We start from the raw sequence: 17,109 nt of genomic DNA on the forward strand, positions 1-17,109 counted from the left end.
GAGCTGATTGTTGTGTCAATGATCTCAGTGCCAGATCTCAGTGCTGGACGAGACCGCCCACCGGCACCGGGGCGACGTGGCCGGTCGCCGGTGTGCTCAGCGCGAGCGCCAGACCCACGTCCACCAGCCCGGACCGGCTCAGCGATGCCACGTCGGCGAAGGGGGTCCACACCGACTCGGGCGTCACGCCGTTCGGCTCCGGCCGCAGCTCGCCGCCGGTGATCCGGACCCGGTAGAAGATGCCGACGTTCTGGTGCGGGACCGGGCCGGGCACCCGCAGCTCGGCCACCGGGATGGTCCGGGAGTCCACGCCGAGCAGGCGCTCGACCACCGCCTCGTAGCCGGTCTCCTCGGCGACCTCGCGGATCACGGTGTCGAACGGGTCCTCGGTGTGCTCGACCCCGCCGCCGGGGAGCGTCCACGTGCTCTGGCCGTCCGGGGACAGGCAGCGTGCGAGCAGGATTCGGTCGTCGTCGAGGCAGACGGCGTAGGCGGCCAGGCGGAAGCTCATTCGTGCCACGGTATACGGCCCCGCATACGAAGGCCCGGCTCGGTGCGCTCACCGAGCGACCGAACCGGACCACGCGCACGACGGCGTCAGCTGCTCTTCGCAGCCGAACCCTTCTCACTGCCGGCCTCGCGGGCCGCGGCCTCACCGGCGGCCCGCGCCGGCGAGGGCGGACCCGGCTTCGGGACCGGGCCCGGCTTGGGCGGACCGGGCTTCGGGGCCGGGGTCGGGGTGGGCTGCGGCGCCCCGGCCGTGGCCGCTCCCGCCGTCGCTCCCGTCGTCGCCGCACCCGCCGCCGCTCCCGCTCCCGGCTTCGCCTGCGCCTCCTCCTCGGCGAACGCCTCGCGCAGCTGCGCCTCCTGCTCGGCCGACAGGTTCGTCTTGATCAGCTCGGCGCCGGCCCGCTCGAACGTCGGCAGCACCCGGTCCTCGACCTCGTCGGTGGACAGCACGAACAGCGCCGAGGTCCCCGGCGTGACCTTCGCCTTCACCTGCTCGATGAAGTCCTTGTCGATGCCGACGTTGGCCATCGAGCCGCCGAGCGCGCCGGCCGCCGCGCCGACCGCCAGGCCCAGCAGGGGGACGAAGAACAACAGCCCGAACAGGAAGCCCCAGAAGGCGCCGCCGAGCGCCCCGCGCCCGGTCATGTCGGCCAGCTGGGACGTGCGCGGCCGCTTGGCCTCGGCCGGCCAGCTGACCACGGCCCCGTCGAGCACCTTGAGCAGGGCTTGTTTCTGCAGCCCCTCCAGTTCGGCCAGCACCTTCTCGGCGCCGTCGGGGTCGTCGAACTTCCACACGGTCAGGGTCGCCACGGGTCCTCCTTCGGAAATGGCATCCCGACCAGTCTGCGTCGGTGATCGCGGACCCGCCTGTCGGCGCCGGACGCGGCGGCGGGCCGTCCCGCGTGGGGACGGCCCGCCGTGCGGTGTCTCGACGCGCCTACTTGGCCAGCCGTCCCAGCAGCGCCGAGGCCGCGGCGATGCCGGCCACGGCCGCGCCGGCCAGCACCGCGAAGTCCAGCGGCAGGTGCGAGGGCGTGCCGATCAGCAGCCCGCGCAGCGCGTCCACCTCATAGCTCAGCGGGTTGCCCTTGCTGATCGTCCGCAGCCAGCCCGGCATGAGCGAGACCGGGTAGAGCGCGTTCGAGCCGAAGAACAGCGGCATGGTGATGGCCTGCCCGATGCCCATCAGCCGGTCGCGGGTCAGCACGATCCCGGCGATGCAGATGGACAGGCAGGAGAAGAACGCCGAGGCGAGCACCACGGCCGCGGCCACGCCGAGCAGCTTCAGCGGGTTCCAGGTCAGCGACACCCCGAGCAGCGCGGCCAGCACCACCACCACGACCGCCTGGATCACCGACTTCACCCCGGCGGCGAACGCCTTGCCGGCCACCAGCGCGGCCCGCGGCGTCGGGGTGACCAGCAGTTTGGTCAGCACCCCGGAGTCCCGCTCCCAGATGATCATGATGCCGTAGAAGATCGCGATGAACATCGCGGACTGCGCGATGATGCCCGGCGCCAGGTAGTCCAGGTACGGCAGGCCGCCGGTGGGGATCGCGTGCAGCCGGGTGAAGGTCTCGCCGAAGATCAGCAGCCACAGCGCCGGCTGGACCGCACGGGTGTAGAGCTCGGTGCGGTCGTGGCGCAGCTTCTGGATCTCCACCGCGCACATCGCCGCCATGCGCGTGGGCAGCACGCGCCAGCCGGTGCGGACCTCCGCGGGCTGGTAGAGCAGGCGGGGCCGGGCCGGTGTGACGGCTGCGTCGGCACCGGCGCCGGCAGGCACGGCACCGGCGGGCACGGCGTCAGCCGACACGGGAGGCGGTGTTACGGGAACGGCGGACATCGCGGAAACTCCCTCCGTCTTGGTCGCCCAGCAGTTCGCTGTCGGCGATGTGGCGGAACACGTCCTCGAGCGTCGGCTCGCCGTCGCGGCCCGCGTCGCGCCAGGCCTGGGCCAGGTCCTGCTTCAGGCTCTCCGGCGTGCCGGTGGCCCGGATCCGGCCCTGGTGCATCAGGGCCAGGCGGTCGCAGTACTGGTCGGCCTCGTCCATGTAGTGCGTCGTGACCAGCACCGTCATCCCGGTCGCGGCCCGCACGTCGTCGATGCGCTCCCAGACGCTGGTCCGCGCGATCGGGTCCAGGCCGATCGTCGGCTCGTCCAGGATCAGCAGCCGCGGCGCGCTCACCAGCGCCTGAGCCAGCTCCAGCCGCCGCACCATGCCGCCGGAGTAGGTGCCCGCCATCCGGTCGGCGACATCGGCGAGCCCGACGATGTCCAGCGCCTCGGCGACCCGCTCGGCCCGCTCCCGGCGCGCGATGTCGAAGACCCGCGCGAACAGCGCGACGTTCTCCCGGCCGGTCAGACCGCTGTCGGCGGACAGCTGCTGCGGGACGTAGCCGAGCAGCCGGCGCACCCCCATCCGGTCGCGGGCCACGTCGTGCCCGAACACGCTGATCATCCCCGGCGGCACCTTGAGCAGGGTGGTCATGGCGCGGATCGCGGTGGTCTTGCCGGCGCCGTTCGGGCCGAGCAGGCCGAACACCTTCCCGGCCGGGACGGTCAGGTCGATGCCGTCCACGGCCCGGGTCTGGCCGAAGGCGTAGACCAGACCGGTGACGGCGATCGCCGGGATGTCGGCGGAGTCGGCGGAGTCGGCGGTCATATGCCTTCCTCGCCGATCTCGGCAAGCTCGTGACTCTCGGCGGACCCGTTCTCGGCCTCCTCGTGCAGCGACGCGGAAAGCGCGCGCAACGCCGGCAGCGCCGCGTCGAGGGCTTCCCGGTGGGCGTCGGACAGCCGGTCGATGTGCGAGCGGACCAGCACAGAGCGGCGGTCCTGCCACTCCTGCAGCCGGTGCTCGGCCTCGGGGGTGATGCGCAGCAGCGTGGCCCGGCCGTCGGCGGGATCGGCGGAGCGCTCCAGCATGCCGAGCTCCACCAACCCCTTGACCAGCGTGGACACCGAGTTCCCGGCCAGCCCGAGTTCCTTCGCCGCCTCGGACACCCGCAGTCCCGGCTGCCCGCGCACCAACCGCAGCAGCTCGACCTCGGCGCCGCGCAGGCGCGGCGTCCGCAGGCCCGCGCGCAGCCGGCGGCGGATCAGCCGGTTGAGCCCGGCCAGGACGTTCTCCAGCTCCGATGGTTCGGTGGCACCGTTCATGATTCCATTTTAGCTCTGATACAGAGCTAAATGAAGGGCCACTTATCTCTTACCGGTCCAGCAGCCCCAGGTCGCGCAGACTCTCGGCGGACTCCACGATCGAGGTCTCGACCGGCCGCGGACGCCAGCCCAGCTCCTCGCGCGCCCGCTCGTTGTGGATCACCGGCCGCGGCAGCTCCGGGCCGTCGGCCTCGGCGGTCGGGGCGAGTGCCGCGAGATCGCCGAGGCGGTCGCGCAGGATCGCGGCAAGTTCCACGAAGCTGCGCGTCGGGCCGTCGGCCACCGCCAGGTACCGTTTGCCGGCGGCCTGCGGTGCGGCCATCGCGCGCAGGTGCAGGTCTGCGACGTCGCGCACGTCGACGACGCCGAACCTCATGCGCGGCGCGACCGTCATCGTGCCGTCCAGCAGGGCCTTGATGAAGGCCATCGACGAGCCCAGGACCGGGCTGAGCGTGGGCCCGAAGATCGCCGTCGGGTTGACGGTGACCAGTTCGGTGTCGCCGTCGGCCATCAGGTCCCAGGCCGCGCGCTCGGCGATCGCCTTCGACCGCGGATAGGCCGCGAGACCCGGCATGTCTGGGTCGGTCCAGTCGGCCTCGGTGTACTCGGCTCCGGGCTTGGGCGTGTAGCCGACGGCCGCGAACGACGAGGTCAGCACCACGCGCCGGACCCCGGCGTCGCGGGCCGCGCGCAGGACCCGCAGCGTGCCCTCGCGGGCCGGGACGATCAGCTCGTCGGGGTCGTCGGGCTGCGTCACCGGGATCGGGGAGGCGACGTGGTGGACCTCCTCGACGCCGGCCACCGCCTCCTTCCAGCCCGCGTCGGCCAGCAGCTCGGCCGCGACCACCTCCAGGCCGGCGTCGTCGGCGCCGCCTCGGCGGACCGCTTCGCGCAGGCCGGCCTCGCGGCTCAGCGAACGCACCGTGGCGCGCACGTCCCGGCCGTCGCGCAACAACGCGGCGACCACCTGACTCCCCAGGTAGCCGGACCCGCCGGTCACCAGAACACGATTCATCGCACTCATCGCACTGCCTCCAGACTTTTCTTCACGGCCACCAGTCGCTCGGTGGACGCGGCTTCGGCGACGGCGTCACCCCGGTCGCGGGCGTCCCACAACTCGGCCTTCTCGCGCAGGTAGCCCAGCCGCGCGTGCTGCGCGGCGATCTCGGCCTCGACCCGCTCGGCGTGGCGCAGCAGCAGGTCGCGCTGCTCGGCGGCGCGGGTCCGGCCGGCGCGGCGGTTGGCCAGGTAGGCGCGCATGTCGTCGATGCCCATGCCGACCGCGCGCAGACAGGACAGGACCTCGATGGTGTCCACGTCGCCCTCGCCGTAGCGGCGGTGGCCGCTGCTGCCGTCCCGGTCGATCGGGCCCACCAGGCCGACTTCCTCGTAGTAGCGGAGGGTCGGCTCGGTCAGGCCGCTTTGCCGGGATACCTCCTGGATGGTGAAAGCCGTCATGAAGGCAGCTGACCATACTTCAAGCGCTTGAAGTCAACCGATGGCCGGGAGGCTCGGCCATCGGTTGACTTCCACGGTGGCAATCAGTGCTGCTTCAGGTCCCGGTCAGCTGGCGGTCAGCAGCAAGCCGCCGTCGACCGTGATCACCGTCCCGGTCACGAACCCGTTCTCCATCAGGTACAGGTGCGTCGCGGCGATCTGCTCCGCCTCCCCGATCGCGCCGGTCAGCGTCCGCTGTGCCATCGACGCGAACAGCGCCTGGCGCTGCGCCTCCGGCACCGCCTCCCACATCGGCGTGCGGACCGCGCCGGCGCGGACCACGTTCACGCGGATCGGCGCCAGTTCCACCGCCAGGCCGCGGGCCAGGCCCTCGGTGGCGCCGACGCCGGCCGCGGCGAGCGCGAAGCCCGGCACCGGACGGACGCCGACCGTGCCGGTGGTCAGCGAGATCGAGCCGTGCGGGCTCATGCGCGGCGCCGCGTGCTTGACCGCCGCGACCGCGCCCCAGAAGCGCACGTCGAGCTTGCGGCGGGCCTCGTCGAGCGACTGGTCGACCAGCGGGCGCGGGGCCACGGAGTCACCCGCGGTGTAGACGAGGTGGTCCAGCTCGCCGACGTGCTCGAACAGCGCCGCGATGGCGTCCTCGTCGGTGGTGTCGACGACCACCGCCTCGGCGCTTTCCGGCAGCGTGGCGAGCGCCGTGTCCAGGCGGTCTTTGCTGCTCGACGCGATGGTCACGCTCGCGCCGGCGTGCGCCGCGGCCTGTGCCGTGGCCAGTCCCATGCCCGAACTGCCTCCGATGACGACGACCTTCTGCCCGGTCAGTGTCATGATCCGTCCTCCGTTGAACGCGGCTGAATGCCGCTGGATGCGGCCGCCGATCGGGCGGCCGAGTGATGTCTCACTGAGACATCACCATAGCGCGTGATGTCTCACTGTGTCATCACTGCTAGAATCGCGGCATGCCGCGCTGGGAGCCGAGTGCCGAGGACCGCCTCCGCGAGTCCGCGCTCGCGCTGTTCCTGGAGCGCGGGTACGAGAACGTCACGGTCAGCGACATCACCGACCACGCGGGCCTGACCCGCCGCACGTTCTCCCGCTACTTCGCCGACAAGCGCGACGTGCTGTTCGTCGGCTCCGAGCGGCTGCCGGCGGTCATCTCGCAGGCGGTCCGCGACGCCGATCCGGCGCTCGGTCCGGCCGAGGCGCTGATCGCCGGACTGGCCGACACCGCCGCGCTGCTGGCCAAGCAGGTCCCCCGCTCCCCCGAGCGCCGCCGCGTCGTGGCCGGCAGCACCGAGCTGCGGGAGCGCGAGCTCGGCAAGTTCGTCGCCGTCACCGACGCCCTCGCCGAGACGCTGCGGGCCCGCGGCGCGACCGAGGTCGGCGCGCGCATGCTGGCCGAGGTCGGCGTCGCGGTGTTCCGGGCCGCGTTCGCGCGCTGGACCGAGGAGCCGGACGGGGCCGATTTCCCGGTCTACATCATGGAGGCCGCGTCCGAGCTGATCGGTGCATTGCGGCCGATCGCCGATCAGCCGATCAGCCCAGGTGAACGGCGTTGACCAGGACGACGTAGACGACCGTTCCGCCGACGATGCTCAGCAGAGCGCTGCGACGCCACAGGTGCACGCCGACCGTGACGGCGAGCGCGACCAGCGGCGCCACCAGCCGCGCGGGATGCGTCACGGGCAGGTCGCGCAGGCAGTAGCACAGCAGGATCACCATGACGCCGGCCGGCATCCGCGCGCTCAAGTCGCGCACGACAGCGCTGGAGCGCAGCGCGTTCAGCGCGGCGAAGGGCAGCGCGCGCAAGGCCCAGGTCACCGCGGCGGCGACGCCGGCCGCGGCGAAGAGGTAGCCGGTGTCAGGCATCCGCACTCCCCCGGGACGCGGTGCCGGCGAGCAGGCGGCGCGCCGTCAGCCCGGCGGTGAACAGCACGAACGCGGCCAGCAGGAACTGTTCGGGGAACAGCCATCGGGCGATCAGCGCGCTGAGTACTGCCAGCACCGGTGTCGGGAGGTCCTTTTGCCGGTCGCGCAGCGCGTCGAGTGCCAGGACCGTGAACAGCGCGGTCATGGCGAAGTCCAGGCCGTTGAGGCTGCTGGGGATCAGGGTGCTGAGCAGCGCCCCGACGGTGGCGCCGAGGACCCAGTAGAGCTGCAGGAGCACCTGGAGCCACACGATCCGGCGGCCGTGCCAGTCGCGGGCGTTGTCGGCGGTGCTCAGGGCGTAGGCCTCGTCGGTCATGGCGAAGGTGCTGTAGGCCTTGGCCAGGCGGCCGTTCACGCGGTGCAGCGGGAAGGACAGGGAGTAGAAGACGTGGCGGACGTTGACCAGGAACGCGGTGAGCGCCACGGTCGCCAGCGGGACCGCCGCCACGGCCAGCGGGACCAGGAGGAATTCGAGCGAGCCGGCGTAGACGGTGCTGGTGAACAGGACGGCGCACCACCACGGGAGGCCCGCGTGCGTGACGACCACGCCGAACGCCAGGCCGAGCGGCACCAGCCCGAGCCCGACCGACGCCGAGTCGCGGAGGGCGGCGGCGATGTCGGCGCGGCGGGGGCTCGGGGCGGTGGCCGGTGGCGGTATCAGTGCCGGTATCAGCTCCGGTGCCGGTATCGGCCCCGGTATCGCCGGGGCGTCGACCGCTGCGGCAGCAACAGTTCCCATGGCGAAATTCTAGAAAGAATCGCGCCTAATATGGTTTCCGATTATGGCTCTAGAATGCTCCTGTGAGCAACGAACTGGCACTCGACGCCATCGATCGTGAAATTCTGTTCCAGCTCCGCACGGACGGTCGCCTGACCAACGTCGAACTCGCCAAGCGCGTCGGCCTGACCCCGCCGCCGTGCCTGCGCCGGGTCAAGCGCCTGGAGGACGCCGGGGTCATCAGCGGCTACCGGGCGGTCATCGACCCCGTGGCGCTGGGGCGCGCGCTGGAGGTGCTGGTGGACGTCGAGGTGAGTGCGACCGACCGGAAGACCTTCGAAGAGTTCGAACGCATCGTGAGCTCCTACGAGGAGGTCACCGAACTGCGGCGGCTGTTCGGGAGACCCGACTACTTCATCCGCGTCGCGGTCGCCGACCACGCCGCGTACGAGGAGTTCCTGACCACGAAGCTCAGCGGGCTGCCGGGGGTACTGCGGCTGACCTCGCATCTAACGATGAAGGAGATCAAAACCGGCGCATGAGCGGGTTCTACCGCGCCGGCGAGTCGATCCGCTGCAGAATCCGCTCCGCGTCCTGCCCGAGCCGGCGCAGGCGCTCGGGCGACAGGTTGTCGATCACCGCGTGCCGCACGAAGGCCACGTGCGCCGGTGCCGACTCCTCCATCTTCTGCCGACCGGCCGGCAGAAGGATCGCGTTCGTGAAGCGTCCGTCGGCCGGGTCCGGTTCGCGGCGGACGTAGCCGCGTGCCTCCAGGCGCTTGACCATATGCGACAGCCGCGACAGCGAGACGCTGGCCTCCTCGGCCAGGGTGCTCATGCGCATCGTCCAGTCCGGGGCCTCGCCGAGCATCGCCATCGTCATGTACTCGACCATGCTCAGGTCCGAGTCGCGCTGCAGCTGCCCCTCGATGGCCCACGGCAGCCGCGTCATCAGGCGCACCACCGACAGCCACGAGTCCAGCTCGCCGGAGGAGAGCCACCGGGCTTCGGGCTCGTCGGCACCTGGTGACTGTTCCGTGGCGGCCATTCCCATACTGTAGACCGCCACGACGGCGACGCACCGTCAGGCCGCCTCCACATCCAGGTGCTCGCGCAGGCCCGGGATCCACGCAGTCACGAGCGACCACGCCCCGGTGTCGACCCCGTCCTCGACGGCCCGCTCCGCCGCCCGCTCCCGCGACACCCCGGCCAGGCTGGCCGCGGCCGAGACGCTGATGCCGGGCCCCGGCCGCAGGCTCTGGAACCGGAGCAGACGCGCCGCCTCCTCGGACAACGCGCTGTACGACCACGAGAACACCGCGCGCAGATCGGTCCGGTGGTCGCCGCCGTCCAGGGCCTCGAACGTCGTGGCGGCCTTCCCGAGATCGACCGCGTACTCGGCGATCGGCAGCCGCGGATGCGTGGCGGCCCAGGCGCCGGCGAGGCTGATCGCCAACGGCAGGCCTTCGCAGCTCTCGATGACGCCGCGGACCGGCCCCGGCTCGGCGGCCAGGCGCGCCGGACCCAGCCGACGTTCCAGCAAAGCGTGCGCGTCCTGCGGGGACAGCAGGTCCAGCGGGATCGCCGTGGCGCCCTCGCACGCCACCAGCGAGGCCAGCGGATTCCTGCTGGTGACCAGCACCAGGCAGCCGGGGGCGCCGGGCAGCAGCGGCCGGATCTGCTCGGCGTCCCGGACGTTGTCCAGCACGATCAGCGCCCGCCGCTCGGCCAGCACGCCGCGGAACAGCGCGGCGCGCGCCGCGGGGTCCGAGGGGATCCGCTCTCGCGGCACGCCCAGCGCGACGAGGAACGCCCGCAGCGTCTGCCCGGTCTGGACCGCGGTCGCGCCGGCGCCGAACCCGGAGCCGTGCAGGTCGACGTACAGCTGGCCGTCCGGGAACGACCCGGCGACGCTCCGGGCCCAGTGCACGGCGAGCGCCGTCTTGCCGATCCCGGCCATCCCGGTGATCGCGGCGATCGCCGCCGGACTCGACGGATCGGCGTCCGCGACCCGCTCGGCCAGCGCGTCCAGGGTCCGGATCTGCGGGTCCCGGCCGACGATGTGCACCGAGCCGGGCAGCTGAGCCGGAGCCGGCGCCGACTCCCGCTCTGGCTCGCGCTCAGGCTCCCGTTCCGACCCCCGCTCAGTCTCCCGCTCCGACTCCGCCGACGACGGCCGCCGCAGCACGTCAGCGTCCTGCCGCAGGATCGCGGCCTCCAGCTCGCGCAGCGCCGAGCCGGGGTCCAGGCCGAGCTCCTCGCGCAATCCGCTGCTGGTCTCGCGGTACACGGCCAGCGCGTCGACCTGCCGCCCGGCCCGGTAGAGCGCTCGCATCAGCAGGCCTGCGGACTCCTCGTGCAGCCGGTTCTCGTGCCAGAGCTCCTGGGCGTCCTGGACCGCCTGGTTGACCCGGCCCAGGGTCAACAGGCAGTCGATGAGCAGTCGCCGAGCCCTGACCCGGAGGTCGTCCAGCCGTTGCGCCCAGCCGTGGAACGCCGCCAGATCCGCCACGTCCGCCAACGCCGGACCGCGCCACAGCGCGACCGCCTCCTGCGCGCGGGCCGTACGGCGGGCCGGGTCCTCCTCCCGCGCGGCCTCCTGGATCAGACGCCCGGCCGCTTCGGCGTCGGTCGCCTCGACGCCGAGCCGCAGCAGGTATCCCGGCGACACCGCCCGGATGGCGTCCGGATCGCCGAAAGCCCGCCGCAGGTAGGAAATGTGCGCCTGGAGCGTGTTGCGGACCGTGGTCGGCGCCTGCCCGTCCCACACGGCCGCGGCCAGCCGTTCGGTGCTGACCACCCGGCCGGGTTCCACCGCCAGCGCCGCCAGCACCGCCTTGCGGCGCAGCCCCGAGACCTCGCACGAACCCTCCGGACCGGCGATCTCGATGGGTCCCAGAATCCTTACCTGCATCTTCCGTCCATCCCCCCGTAGCAGTGAATCTGCCTTCTGCGATCCGAAACGCACGCGGACGTGATCGGGTTCGCCCGGCTGGTTCGGGTGACGGCCACCGAGCCGTGTGCGCTGCCTCACACCGATACCGGTTCCGGCCCGAACCTCATCGCATGATCCTGACTTGTCATGGGAATAACCGCGCCATGCCTTGTGGCCATCCCGGCGCGATGATCTCGGCCCGGGCACCTCCCGGTAACGATCGCATCAAGGTCTTGTCCATATACCGGGCTGGTTTGACCCTCCCCGGAATCCCGACCTACCTTCTAGACATGTCCTCGATCATCACGGCCCGCATGGCGTTCCTGGAACGCGCGCTGCTCGCGGTGACGAACCACTGCGTCGCGGACATCCTCTGTAGCCGCTAGCCGGACCCCAGCCGTTGATCGGCTTTCCGCCCGTGTTCCCGCGCGGGCCTGTGCTAAAGCGTTTTCTCGTCAGTGCGCGCCTCCCCGGCACGCACCGCTTTCCCACGTCTTCCCCCTCGTCCGAGAGGTCTTCCCATGCGGAGAATATCCGTCCTTTCGGCTGCCCTGGCGCTGGTCGCCGCAGGTGCGGCCGCGTGCTCGTCGTCGGCGGGCCACTCCTCGTCCGGCGCCGCGGGCTCGGCCGCCTTCGACCCCAAGACGTGCCAGGGCGGCACGCTGGAGGTCCTGAACCAGGGCAGCATCAGCAAGCTGGACCCGGCGCGCATCTACACCTCCGGCGGCGGCAACATCCCCTCGCTGCTGTTCCGCACGCTCACCACGCGCAACCGGGAGCCCGGGCAGGACGGCGCCAAGGCCGCCCCGGACCTGGCCACCGACCTCGGGACGCCGAGCGACGGCGCGCAGACGTGGACGTACCACCTGAAGGACAACATCTTCTTCGAGGACGGCACGCCGATCACCTCGGCCGACATCAAGTACGGCATCGAGCGCTCGTTCGCGCCGGAACTGCCCGGCGGCGCCCCGTACCTGCGCGACTGGCTGGTGAACGCGGCGAACTACCAGGGCCCCTACAAGGACCCGGACGGCATCGCGGCGATCCAGACGCCGGATGCGAAGACCATCATCTTCAAGCTGCGCAAGCCCGAGGGCGACTTCCCGCTGCTGGCCACCGCCACCCAGTTCGCCCCGGTGCCCAAGGCCAAGGACACCGGCGTCGACTACGAGAAGCACCCGATCTCCTCCGGCCCGTACATGGTCGCCAGCTACGACAAGGGCAAGTCCCTGGACCTGGTGCGCAACCCGCACTGGTCCTCCGCCAGCGACACCCTGCGCTACGCCTGCCCGGACAAGATCGACATCACCTCGGGCCTGAACCCGGCGGTGATCAACCAGCGCATCGCCACCGGCACCGGCCAGGACGCGAACGCGGTCACCACCGACACCACCATCGGCCCGGACCAGCTGGCGCAGCTGAACAGCAACCCGGCGCTGGCCAAGCGGGTGGCGCACGGCGAGTTCCCGGCGACCTACTACATCGCCTTCAACCCCAAGGTGAAGCCGTTCGACGACATCCGCGTGCGCGAGGCGATCTCCTACGCCGTCAACCGCACCACCGCGGTCAACTCCGCCGGCGGCACCGCCGTGGCCGGCGCCTCGACCACCTTCCTGCCGCCGCAGAAGGCGCTGGGCTACCAGCCCTACGACTACTTCCCGGCCGGCGCCACCGGCGACCCGGCCAAGGCCAAGCAGCTGCTGGCGCAGGCCGGCTACCCCAACGGCCTGACGGTCACGCTGTTCCACCAGGCCGACGACGCCAACAACTTCGGCCCCAAGCTGGCCGCCTCGATCCAGGACGCGCTCAAGGCCGCCGGCATCACGGTGAACCTGAACCCGGTCGACGACAACAGCTACTCGGACGTGACCAACAAGCCCAGCACCGAGCCCGGCATGTCGCTGCAGTACTGGGGCGCCGACTGGCCCTCCGGCGCGCCGTTCCTGATCCCGATCTTCGACGGCCGGCAGATCGTCACCAGCGGCGGCAACTTCAACCTGGCGCAGCTGAACGACCCAAGCGTGAACGCCGAGATCGACGCGATCAACGCCATCACCGACCCGCAGCAGGCCCAGGCCCGCTGGGGCGCGCTGGACGCCAAGCTCGGGCAGCAGGCGCTGACCGTGCCGCTGATGTACGAGAAGGACGTCGCGCTGTTCGGCAAGAACGTGAAGAACGCCGTCCCCGACGGCTGGCGCGGCCAGTACGACCTTGCCCGCGTGTCGGTCAAGTAAGGCCCCTGCGTTGACCACCACCATCGAGGCGGCGGCGGGCTCCGGCCCGTCGTCGCCCCCGCCGCTCCCGTCCCCGCCGCGTCCGCGCGGCGCGCTGTGGCGGCGCCTGCGCAAGGACAAGGCCGCCGCGGCCGGCATGGTCATCATCACGGTGATGGTGCTGGTCGCGGTGTTCGCCCCGGTCCTGACCGCCCTGGAGGGCCAGGACACCACCTCCCAGCACCCGGAGCTGGTCGACTCGGCCACCGGCGGCACTCCCCTGGGCTCCTTCGGCGGCATCAGCGCGAGCCACTGGCTCGGTGTGGAGCCGCAGACCGGCCGCGACCTGTTCGCCCGACTCGTCTACGGCGCCCGGATCTCGCTCGGCGTCGCGATCGGCGCCACCGCGCTGCAGGTGCTCATCGGCTTGTCGGTGGGCATCGCCGCCGGGCTCGGCGGCCGGGTCACCGACGGCATCCTGAGCCGGCTGACCGACCTGTCGCTGGCCTTCCCCTCGGTGCTGTTCGCGATCGGGCTGATGGCGATCGTCCCGGCCTCGATCCCGCGGCCGCTGATCCTGGCCGTGGTCATCGCGCTGCTCGGCTGGGGCAGCACGGCGCGGCTGGCGCGCGGCCAGGCGCTGTCGCTGCGCACCCGCGACTACGTGGCCGCCGCCAAGCTCTCCGGCGCGCCGCCGCTGCGCGTGGCCCGCCGGGAGATCCTGCCCGGGCTGGTGACCCCGATCCTGACCTACGCCGCGCTGCTGGTGCCGAGCAACATGGTCGCCGAGGCCGGGCTGTCGTTCCTGGGCGTCGGCGTGCGGCCGCCGACGCCGTCGTGGGGCCAGATGCTCTCCGGCGGCACCACCTGGTTCCGGCCCGACGTGATGTACGTGCTCGTCCCCGGCGGCGCGCTGTTCCTGACGCTGCTGGCGTTCACGCTCCTGGCCGACGGCGTCCGCCGGGTCCTGGACCCGCGCAACACGGAGGTGGCGGCGTGATCGGCTACCTCATCCGCCGGGTCGTCGGCGCGGCGATCGTGCTGCTGGCGTTGTCGGCGATCGTCTACGCGCTCTTCTACGCCGGCCCCTCCGACCCGGCACTGCTGGCCTGCGGCAAGGGCTGCACGCCGGACCGGCTGGCGGTCGTGAAGTCCTCGATGGGGCTGGACAAGCCGCTGGTCGACCAGTACTTCTCGTTCCTGTACGGGATCTTCTTCGGGCACGACTACTCCTCCGGGCCCAGCGTCCAGCACTGCCCGGCGCCGTGCCTGGGCTACTCCTTCGAGACCGACCAGCCGGTGACCACGATCCTGGGCAGCGCACTGCCGGTGTCGGCGTCGCTGGCCATCGGCGCCATGACGCTGTCGCTGCTGCTGGGCATCGGCGCCGGCCTGGTGACGGTGCTCAGCCGTCAGCGCTGGCTGGACCGCGCGCTGAACGCGGTCGTCCTGGTCGGGTACGCCACGCCGGTGTTCCTGGTCGCGTTGGTGCTGCTCATCGTGTTCTGCGCCGACCTGCAGTGGCTGCCGTTCCCGACGTACGTGCCGCTGACGCAGGACCCGGCCGGCTGGGCGCAGAACCTGCTGCTGCCCTGGATCGCTCTGGCGCTGATCCTGGCCGCCGCCTACGCGCGGATGACCCGGGCGCAGACGCTGGAGACGCTGAGCGAGGACCACGTCCGCACGGCGCGCGCCTACGGCCTGCCCGAGCACCGGGTCATCACCCGGCACGTGCTGCGCGGCGCGCTCACCCCGCTGGTCACCATGGCCGCGATCGACCTGGCCGCGGTGATGACCTCGGCGGTGCTCACCGAGACCATGTTCGGGCTGCCGGGCATCGGGCAGGCGCTGGTCAGCGCGGTCGGGAGCACCGACCTGCCGGTGATCGTCGGCGTGACGCTCACCGCCGGGGCGGTGTACGTCGTGGCCAACGCCCTGGCCGACGTCCTGTACGCGGCGATCGACCCCCGAGTGGAGCTGACATGACCGCGACGGAACCTGATTCGACGGAGCCGGTGTCGACGGAGCCGGTGTTGGAGGTCAAGGGCCTGACGATCGACTTCCCGGTCCGGGGCGGCGAGGTCGTGCACGCGGTCAAGGACCTGAGCTTCTCAGTCCGGGCGGGCTCGGCGCTGGGCATCGTCGGCCAGTCCGGCTCGGGCAAGAGCGCCACCGCGCTGTCCCTGCTGGGGCTGCACCGCGGCACCTCAGCCCGGGTGTCCGGGCAGGTCCTGGTCGACGGCGTGGACCTGGTCTCGGCCACCGACACCGAGGTGCGCAAGCTGCGCGCCTCGAAGATCGCGATGGTGTTCCAGGACCCCCTGACCGCGCTGGACCCGTTCCACACCATCGGCGACCAGATCTCCGAGGTGTACCGGCTGCACACCGGCGCGTCCCGGGCCGCGGCGCGGGCGCGCACGATCGAGGTGCTGGAGCAGGTGCGGATCCCGGACGCCGGGCGGCGCCTGCGGGCGCACCCGCACGAGTTCTCCGGCGGGATGCGGCAGCGTGCGCTGATCGCGATGGCGCTGGCCTGCCGGCCGGCGGTGCTGGTCGCGGACGAGCCGACGACGGCGCTGGACGTGACGGTGCAGGCGCAGATCCTGGACCTGCTGGCCGAGGTGCAGAGCGAGACCGGGATGGCGCTGGTGCTGATCAGCCACGACCTCGGGGTGGTCGCCGGGACCGCCGACGAGGTGGTGGTGATGCATCGGGGGGTCGCGGTGGAGAGCGGGTCTGCGGAGCAGGTTTTGCTCGATCCGCAGCATGCTTATACGCAGGGGTTGTTGGCGGCGATGCCTCGGCTGGATTCGCCGCTGCCGGAGCGGGGGCCGGTGCGGGAGCGGGAGCGGGAGCAGGAGCGGGTTGCCTTGGCGGACGGCGATCGCGTCGACGGCGACGCTGGTGCTGGTGCTGGTGCTGGTTCCGGTGCTAGTGCTAGTGCTAGTGCTAGTGCTGCCGATCGCGTCGACGCCGAGCCGGACGTCCTGGTGCGCATCGAAGGCGTCGCCAAGCACTACCGGCGCGGCGGCGCACTGCTCGGCCGCCGTACCGAGCCCCTGCGCGCGGTGGACGGCGTCAGCCTGGAGCTGCGGGCCGGCGAAACCCTCGGCCTGGTCGGCGAGAGCGGCAGCGGCAAGACCACCTTGGCGCGCATGCTCGTACGCCTGCTGGAGCCGTCGGCCGGAAGCGTGGTGTTCAGCGGCACCGACATCTCGGCGATCCCCGAGCGTCAACTCCGGCCGCTGCGCCGCGACCTGCAGATGGTCTTCCAGGACCCGCTGTCCTCGCTGAACCCGCGCCGCTCGGTCGGCGAAACCATCGCCGACCCGCTGCGCATAGCGGGAGGTTCCTCGGACGCCGAGATCCGCACCGCCGTCCGCGAGCTCATGACGAACGTCGGCCTGGACCCCGAGTCCTACGAGCGCTTCCCGCACGAGTTCTCCGGCGGCATGCGCCAACGCGTCGGCATCGCCCGCGCCCTGGCCCTGCGCCCGAAGCTGCTGGTCTGCGACGAACCGGTGGCCTCCCTGGACGTCTCAACCCAGGCGGTGATCCTCGACCTGCTGCGCGACGTCCAGCGCGAGTACGGCCTCACCGTGGTGTTCGTCGCCCACGACCTGGCCGTGGTCCGCCAGATCGCGGACCGCGTGGCGGTGATGCGGCACGGCCGCATCGTCGAACTCGCGGACGCCGCGACCCTGTTCGACGCCCCACAGCACGAGTACACGCGCACGCTACTGGACGCGGTGCCGATCCTGGACCCGGCGGCGGCCCGGGCACAGCGCGCGCGGCGACGGGAGGCTTTGGCGGCGGCGTGAGGAGGACGCCCACCCAAACTCCCCGGAATTTCGCCGATCAGGCGGGCCCAGCCAGAACCGGCAATGCTGGAGGGAACCAGCGCCGCGGAAGGAAGGGAAGGTGGTCCGCGTGGCGACCTTCATGGATGTACACAAGGGGTTCGTCGGGGTGACCGGTGACCAGTTGCAGGAGGCGCATGCGGCCGACCTCGCCATTGAGGCGAGTGAGGGCGTGCACTTCGAGAAGGCCTGGCTCGATCCCGAGTCCGGGATGGTCTTCTGCCTGTCCACCGGGCCGAGCAAGGAAGCTGTGATGCGGGTTCACGAGCGTGCCGGCCATCCGGCCGACGAGGTCTACGAGGTGCCGATCACGGCGTGAGGGCG

The 17,109-nt window shown here is 71.8% G+C and carries 20 protein-coding genes; 8 read left to right on the forward strand and 12 right to left on the reverse strand.

All coding sequences use genetic code 11. The features are described from left to right. Positions 1-37: 37 nt before the first annotated feature. From ABH920_RS24575 to ABH920_RS24610, 8 genes are all read right to left on the reverse strand, one after another. Positions 38-511 (reverse strand): NUDIX hydrolase, encoded by a 474-nt coding sequence (locus ABH920_RS24575; RefSeq protein WP_370351454.1) that lies wholly within the window; start codon positions 509-511, stop codon positions 38-40. Positions 512-597: 86 nt separating this feature from the next. After that, positions 598-1,320 carry a DUF1269 domain-containing protein gene (locus tag ABH920_RS24580; RefSeq protein ID WP_370351455.1) on the reverse strand — a complete coding sequence of 241 codons (723 nt, stop codon included), beginning with the start codon at positions 1,318-1,320 and terminating at the stop codon, positions 598-600. Between the two features lie 127 nt (positions 1,321-1,447). Then, positions 1,448-2,353, reverse strand: coding sequence for an ABC transporter permease (locus ABH920_RS24585; protein WP_370351456.1), 906 nt, complete (start codon positions 2,351-2,353; stop codon positions 1,448-1,450). Next, positions 2,313-3,173, reverse strand: a complete 861-nt coding sequence (locus ABH920_RS24590; protein WP_370351457.1) for an ATP-binding cassette domain-containing protein — start codon at positions 3,171-3,173, stop codon at positions 2,313-2,315. Before ABH920_RS24590 ends, ABH920_RS24585 begins: the two co-directional genes overlap by 41 nt. Continuing rightward, on the reverse strand, positions 3,170-3,670 hold the full coding sequence (locus ABH920_RS24595; protein WP_370351458.1) for a MarR family winged helix-turn-helix transcriptional regulator: 501 nt from the start codon (positions 3,668-3,670) through the stop codon (positions 3,170-3,172). The genes ABH920_RS24590 and ABH920_RS24595 overlap by 4 nt, the downstream gene beginning before the upstream one ends. A 49-nt stretch (positions 3,671-3,719) precedes the next feature. Beyond that, positions 3,720-4,685 (reverse strand): SDR family oxidoreductase, encoded by a 966-nt coding sequence (locus ABH920_RS24600; RefSeq protein WP_370351459.1) that lies wholly within the window; start codon positions 4,683-4,685, stop codon positions 3,720-3,722. 5 nt (positions 4,686-4,690) lie between these two features. Beyond that, entirely contained in the window at positions 4,691-5,128 is a 438-nt protein-coding gene (locus tag ABH920_RS24605; RefSeq protein WP_370351460.1) for a MerR family transcriptional regulator, read from the reverse strand. A 105-nt stretch (positions 5,129-5,233) separates the two neighbouring features. Next, positions 5,234-5,959 (reverse strand): SDR family oxidoreductase, encoded by a 726-nt coding sequence (locus ABH920_RS24610; RefSeq protein WP_370351461.1) that lies wholly within the window; start codon positions 5,957-5,959, stop codon positions 5,234-5,236. 131 nt (positions 5,960-6,090) lie between these two features. Here ABH920_RS24610 and ABH920_RS24615 point away from each other — a divergent pair, with 131 nt between their 5' ends. After that, a complete protein-coding gene (locus tag ABH920_RS24615; protein WP_370351462.1) occupies positions 6,091-6,690 on the forward strand; it encodes a TetR family transcriptional regulator in 600 nt (199 codons plus the stop codon). Here the strand turns inward: ABH920_RS24615 and ABH920_RS24620 are convergent. Both ABH920_RS24620 and ABH920_RS24625 read right to left on the reverse strand, forming a co-directional pair. Further along, positions 6,668-7,000 (reverse strand): branched-chain amino acid transporter permease, encoded by a 333-nt coding sequence (locus ABH920_RS24620; RefSeq protein ID WP_370351463.1) that lies wholly within the window; start codon positions 6,998-7,000, stop codon positions 6,668-6,670. The two genes, ABH920_RS24615 and ABH920_RS24620, sit on opposite strands and share 23 nt — an antisense overlap. After that, entirely contained in the window at positions 6,993-7,799 is an 807-nt protein-coding gene (locus ABH920_RS24625; protein WP_370351464.1) for an AzlC family ABC transporter permease, read from the reverse strand. Before ABH920_RS24625 ends, ABH920_RS24620 begins: the two co-directional genes overlap by 8 nt. A 62-nt stretch (positions 7,800-7,861) precedes the next feature. Here ABH920_RS24625 and ABH920_RS24630 point away from each other — a divergent pair, with 62 nt between their 5' ends. After that, positions 7,862-8,320 (forward strand): Lrp/AsnC family transcriptional regulator, encoded by a 459-nt coding sequence (locus ABH920_RS24630; RefSeq protein WP_370351465.1) that lies wholly within the window; start codon positions 7,862-7,864, stop codon positions 8,318-8,320. A gap of 7 nt (positions 8,321-8,327) precedes the next feature. Here the strand turns inward: ABH920_RS24630 and ABH920_RS24635 are convergent, their stop codons facing one another. Together ABH920_RS24635 and ABH920_RS24640 are read right to left on the reverse strand one after the other, a co-directional pair. After that, positions 8,328-8,825: a MarR family winged helix-turn-helix transcriptional regulator gene (locus ABH920_RS24635; RefSeq protein WP_370351466.1), complete on the reverse strand. Its 498-nt coding sequence runs from the start codon at positions 8,823-8,825 to the stop codon at positions 8,328-8,330. Between the two features lie 36 nt (positions 8,826-8,861). Further along, on the reverse strand, positions 8,862-10,691 hold the full coding sequence (locus tag ABH920_RS24640; RefSeq protein WP_370351467.1) for a BTAD domain-containing putative transcriptional regulator: 1,830 nt from the start codon (positions 10,689-10,691) through the stop codon (positions 8,862-8,864). Between the two features lie 311 nt (positions 10,692-11,002). On the opposite strand from ABH920_RS24640, the gene ABH920_RS24645 reads away from it, so the two are divergent. From ABH920_RS24645 to ABH920_RS24670, 6 genes are all read left to right on the forward strand, one after another. Then, positions 11,003-11,098 carry an Ms4533A family Cys-rich leader peptide gene (locus ABH920_RS24645; protein ID WP_323747997.1) on the forward strand — a complete coding sequence of 32 codons (96 nt, stop codon included), beginning with the start codon at positions 11,003-11,005 and terminating at the stop codon, positions 11,096-11,098. Positions 11,099-11,233: 135 nt separating this feature from the next. Next, positions 11,234-12,946: an ABC transporter substrate-binding protein gene (locus ABH920_RS24650; RefSeq protein ID WP_370351468.1), complete on the forward strand. Its 1,713-nt coding sequence runs from the start codon at positions 11,234-11,236 to the stop codon at positions 12,944-12,946. Positions 12,947-12,956: 10 nt separating this feature from the next. Continuing rightward, positions 12,957-13,925, forward strand: a complete 969-nt coding sequence (locus tag ABH920_RS24655) for an ABC transporter permease (protein WP_370351469.1) — start codon at positions 12,957-12,959, stop codon at positions 13,923-13,925. Continuing rightward, complete coding sequence (locus ABH920_RS24660) at positions 13,922-14,911, forward strand: ABC transporter permease (protein ID WP_370351470.1); 990 nt, start codon at positions 13,922-13,924, stop codon at positions 14,909-14,911. The genes ABH920_RS24655 and ABH920_RS24660 overlap by 4 nt, the downstream gene beginning before the upstream one ends. Next, positions 14,908-16,746 (forward strand): ABC transporter ATP-binding protein, encoded by a 1,839-nt coding sequence (locus ABH920_RS24665; protein ID WP_370351471.1) that lies wholly within the window; start codon positions 14,908-14,910, stop codon positions 16,744-16,746. Before ABH920_RS24660 ends, ABH920_RS24665 begins: the two co-directional genes overlap by 4 nt. 109 nt (positions 16,747-16,855) lie before the next feature. Continuing rightward, the gene (locus ABH920_RS24670; protein ID WP_370351503.1) at positions 16,856-17,104 is read left to right on the forward strand and encodes an SCO4226 family nickel-binding protein; all 249 of its coding nucleotides are present in this window, start codon (positions 16,856-16,858) and stop codon (positions 17,102-17,104) included. Positions 17,105-17,109: the final 5 nt, after the last annotated feature.

Origin of the sequence: Catenulispora sp. EB89 (assembly GCF_041261445.1) — a bacterium.
Taxonomy (GTDB): Bacteria; Actinomycetota; Actinomycetes; order Streptomycetales; family Catenulisporaceae; genus Catenulispora.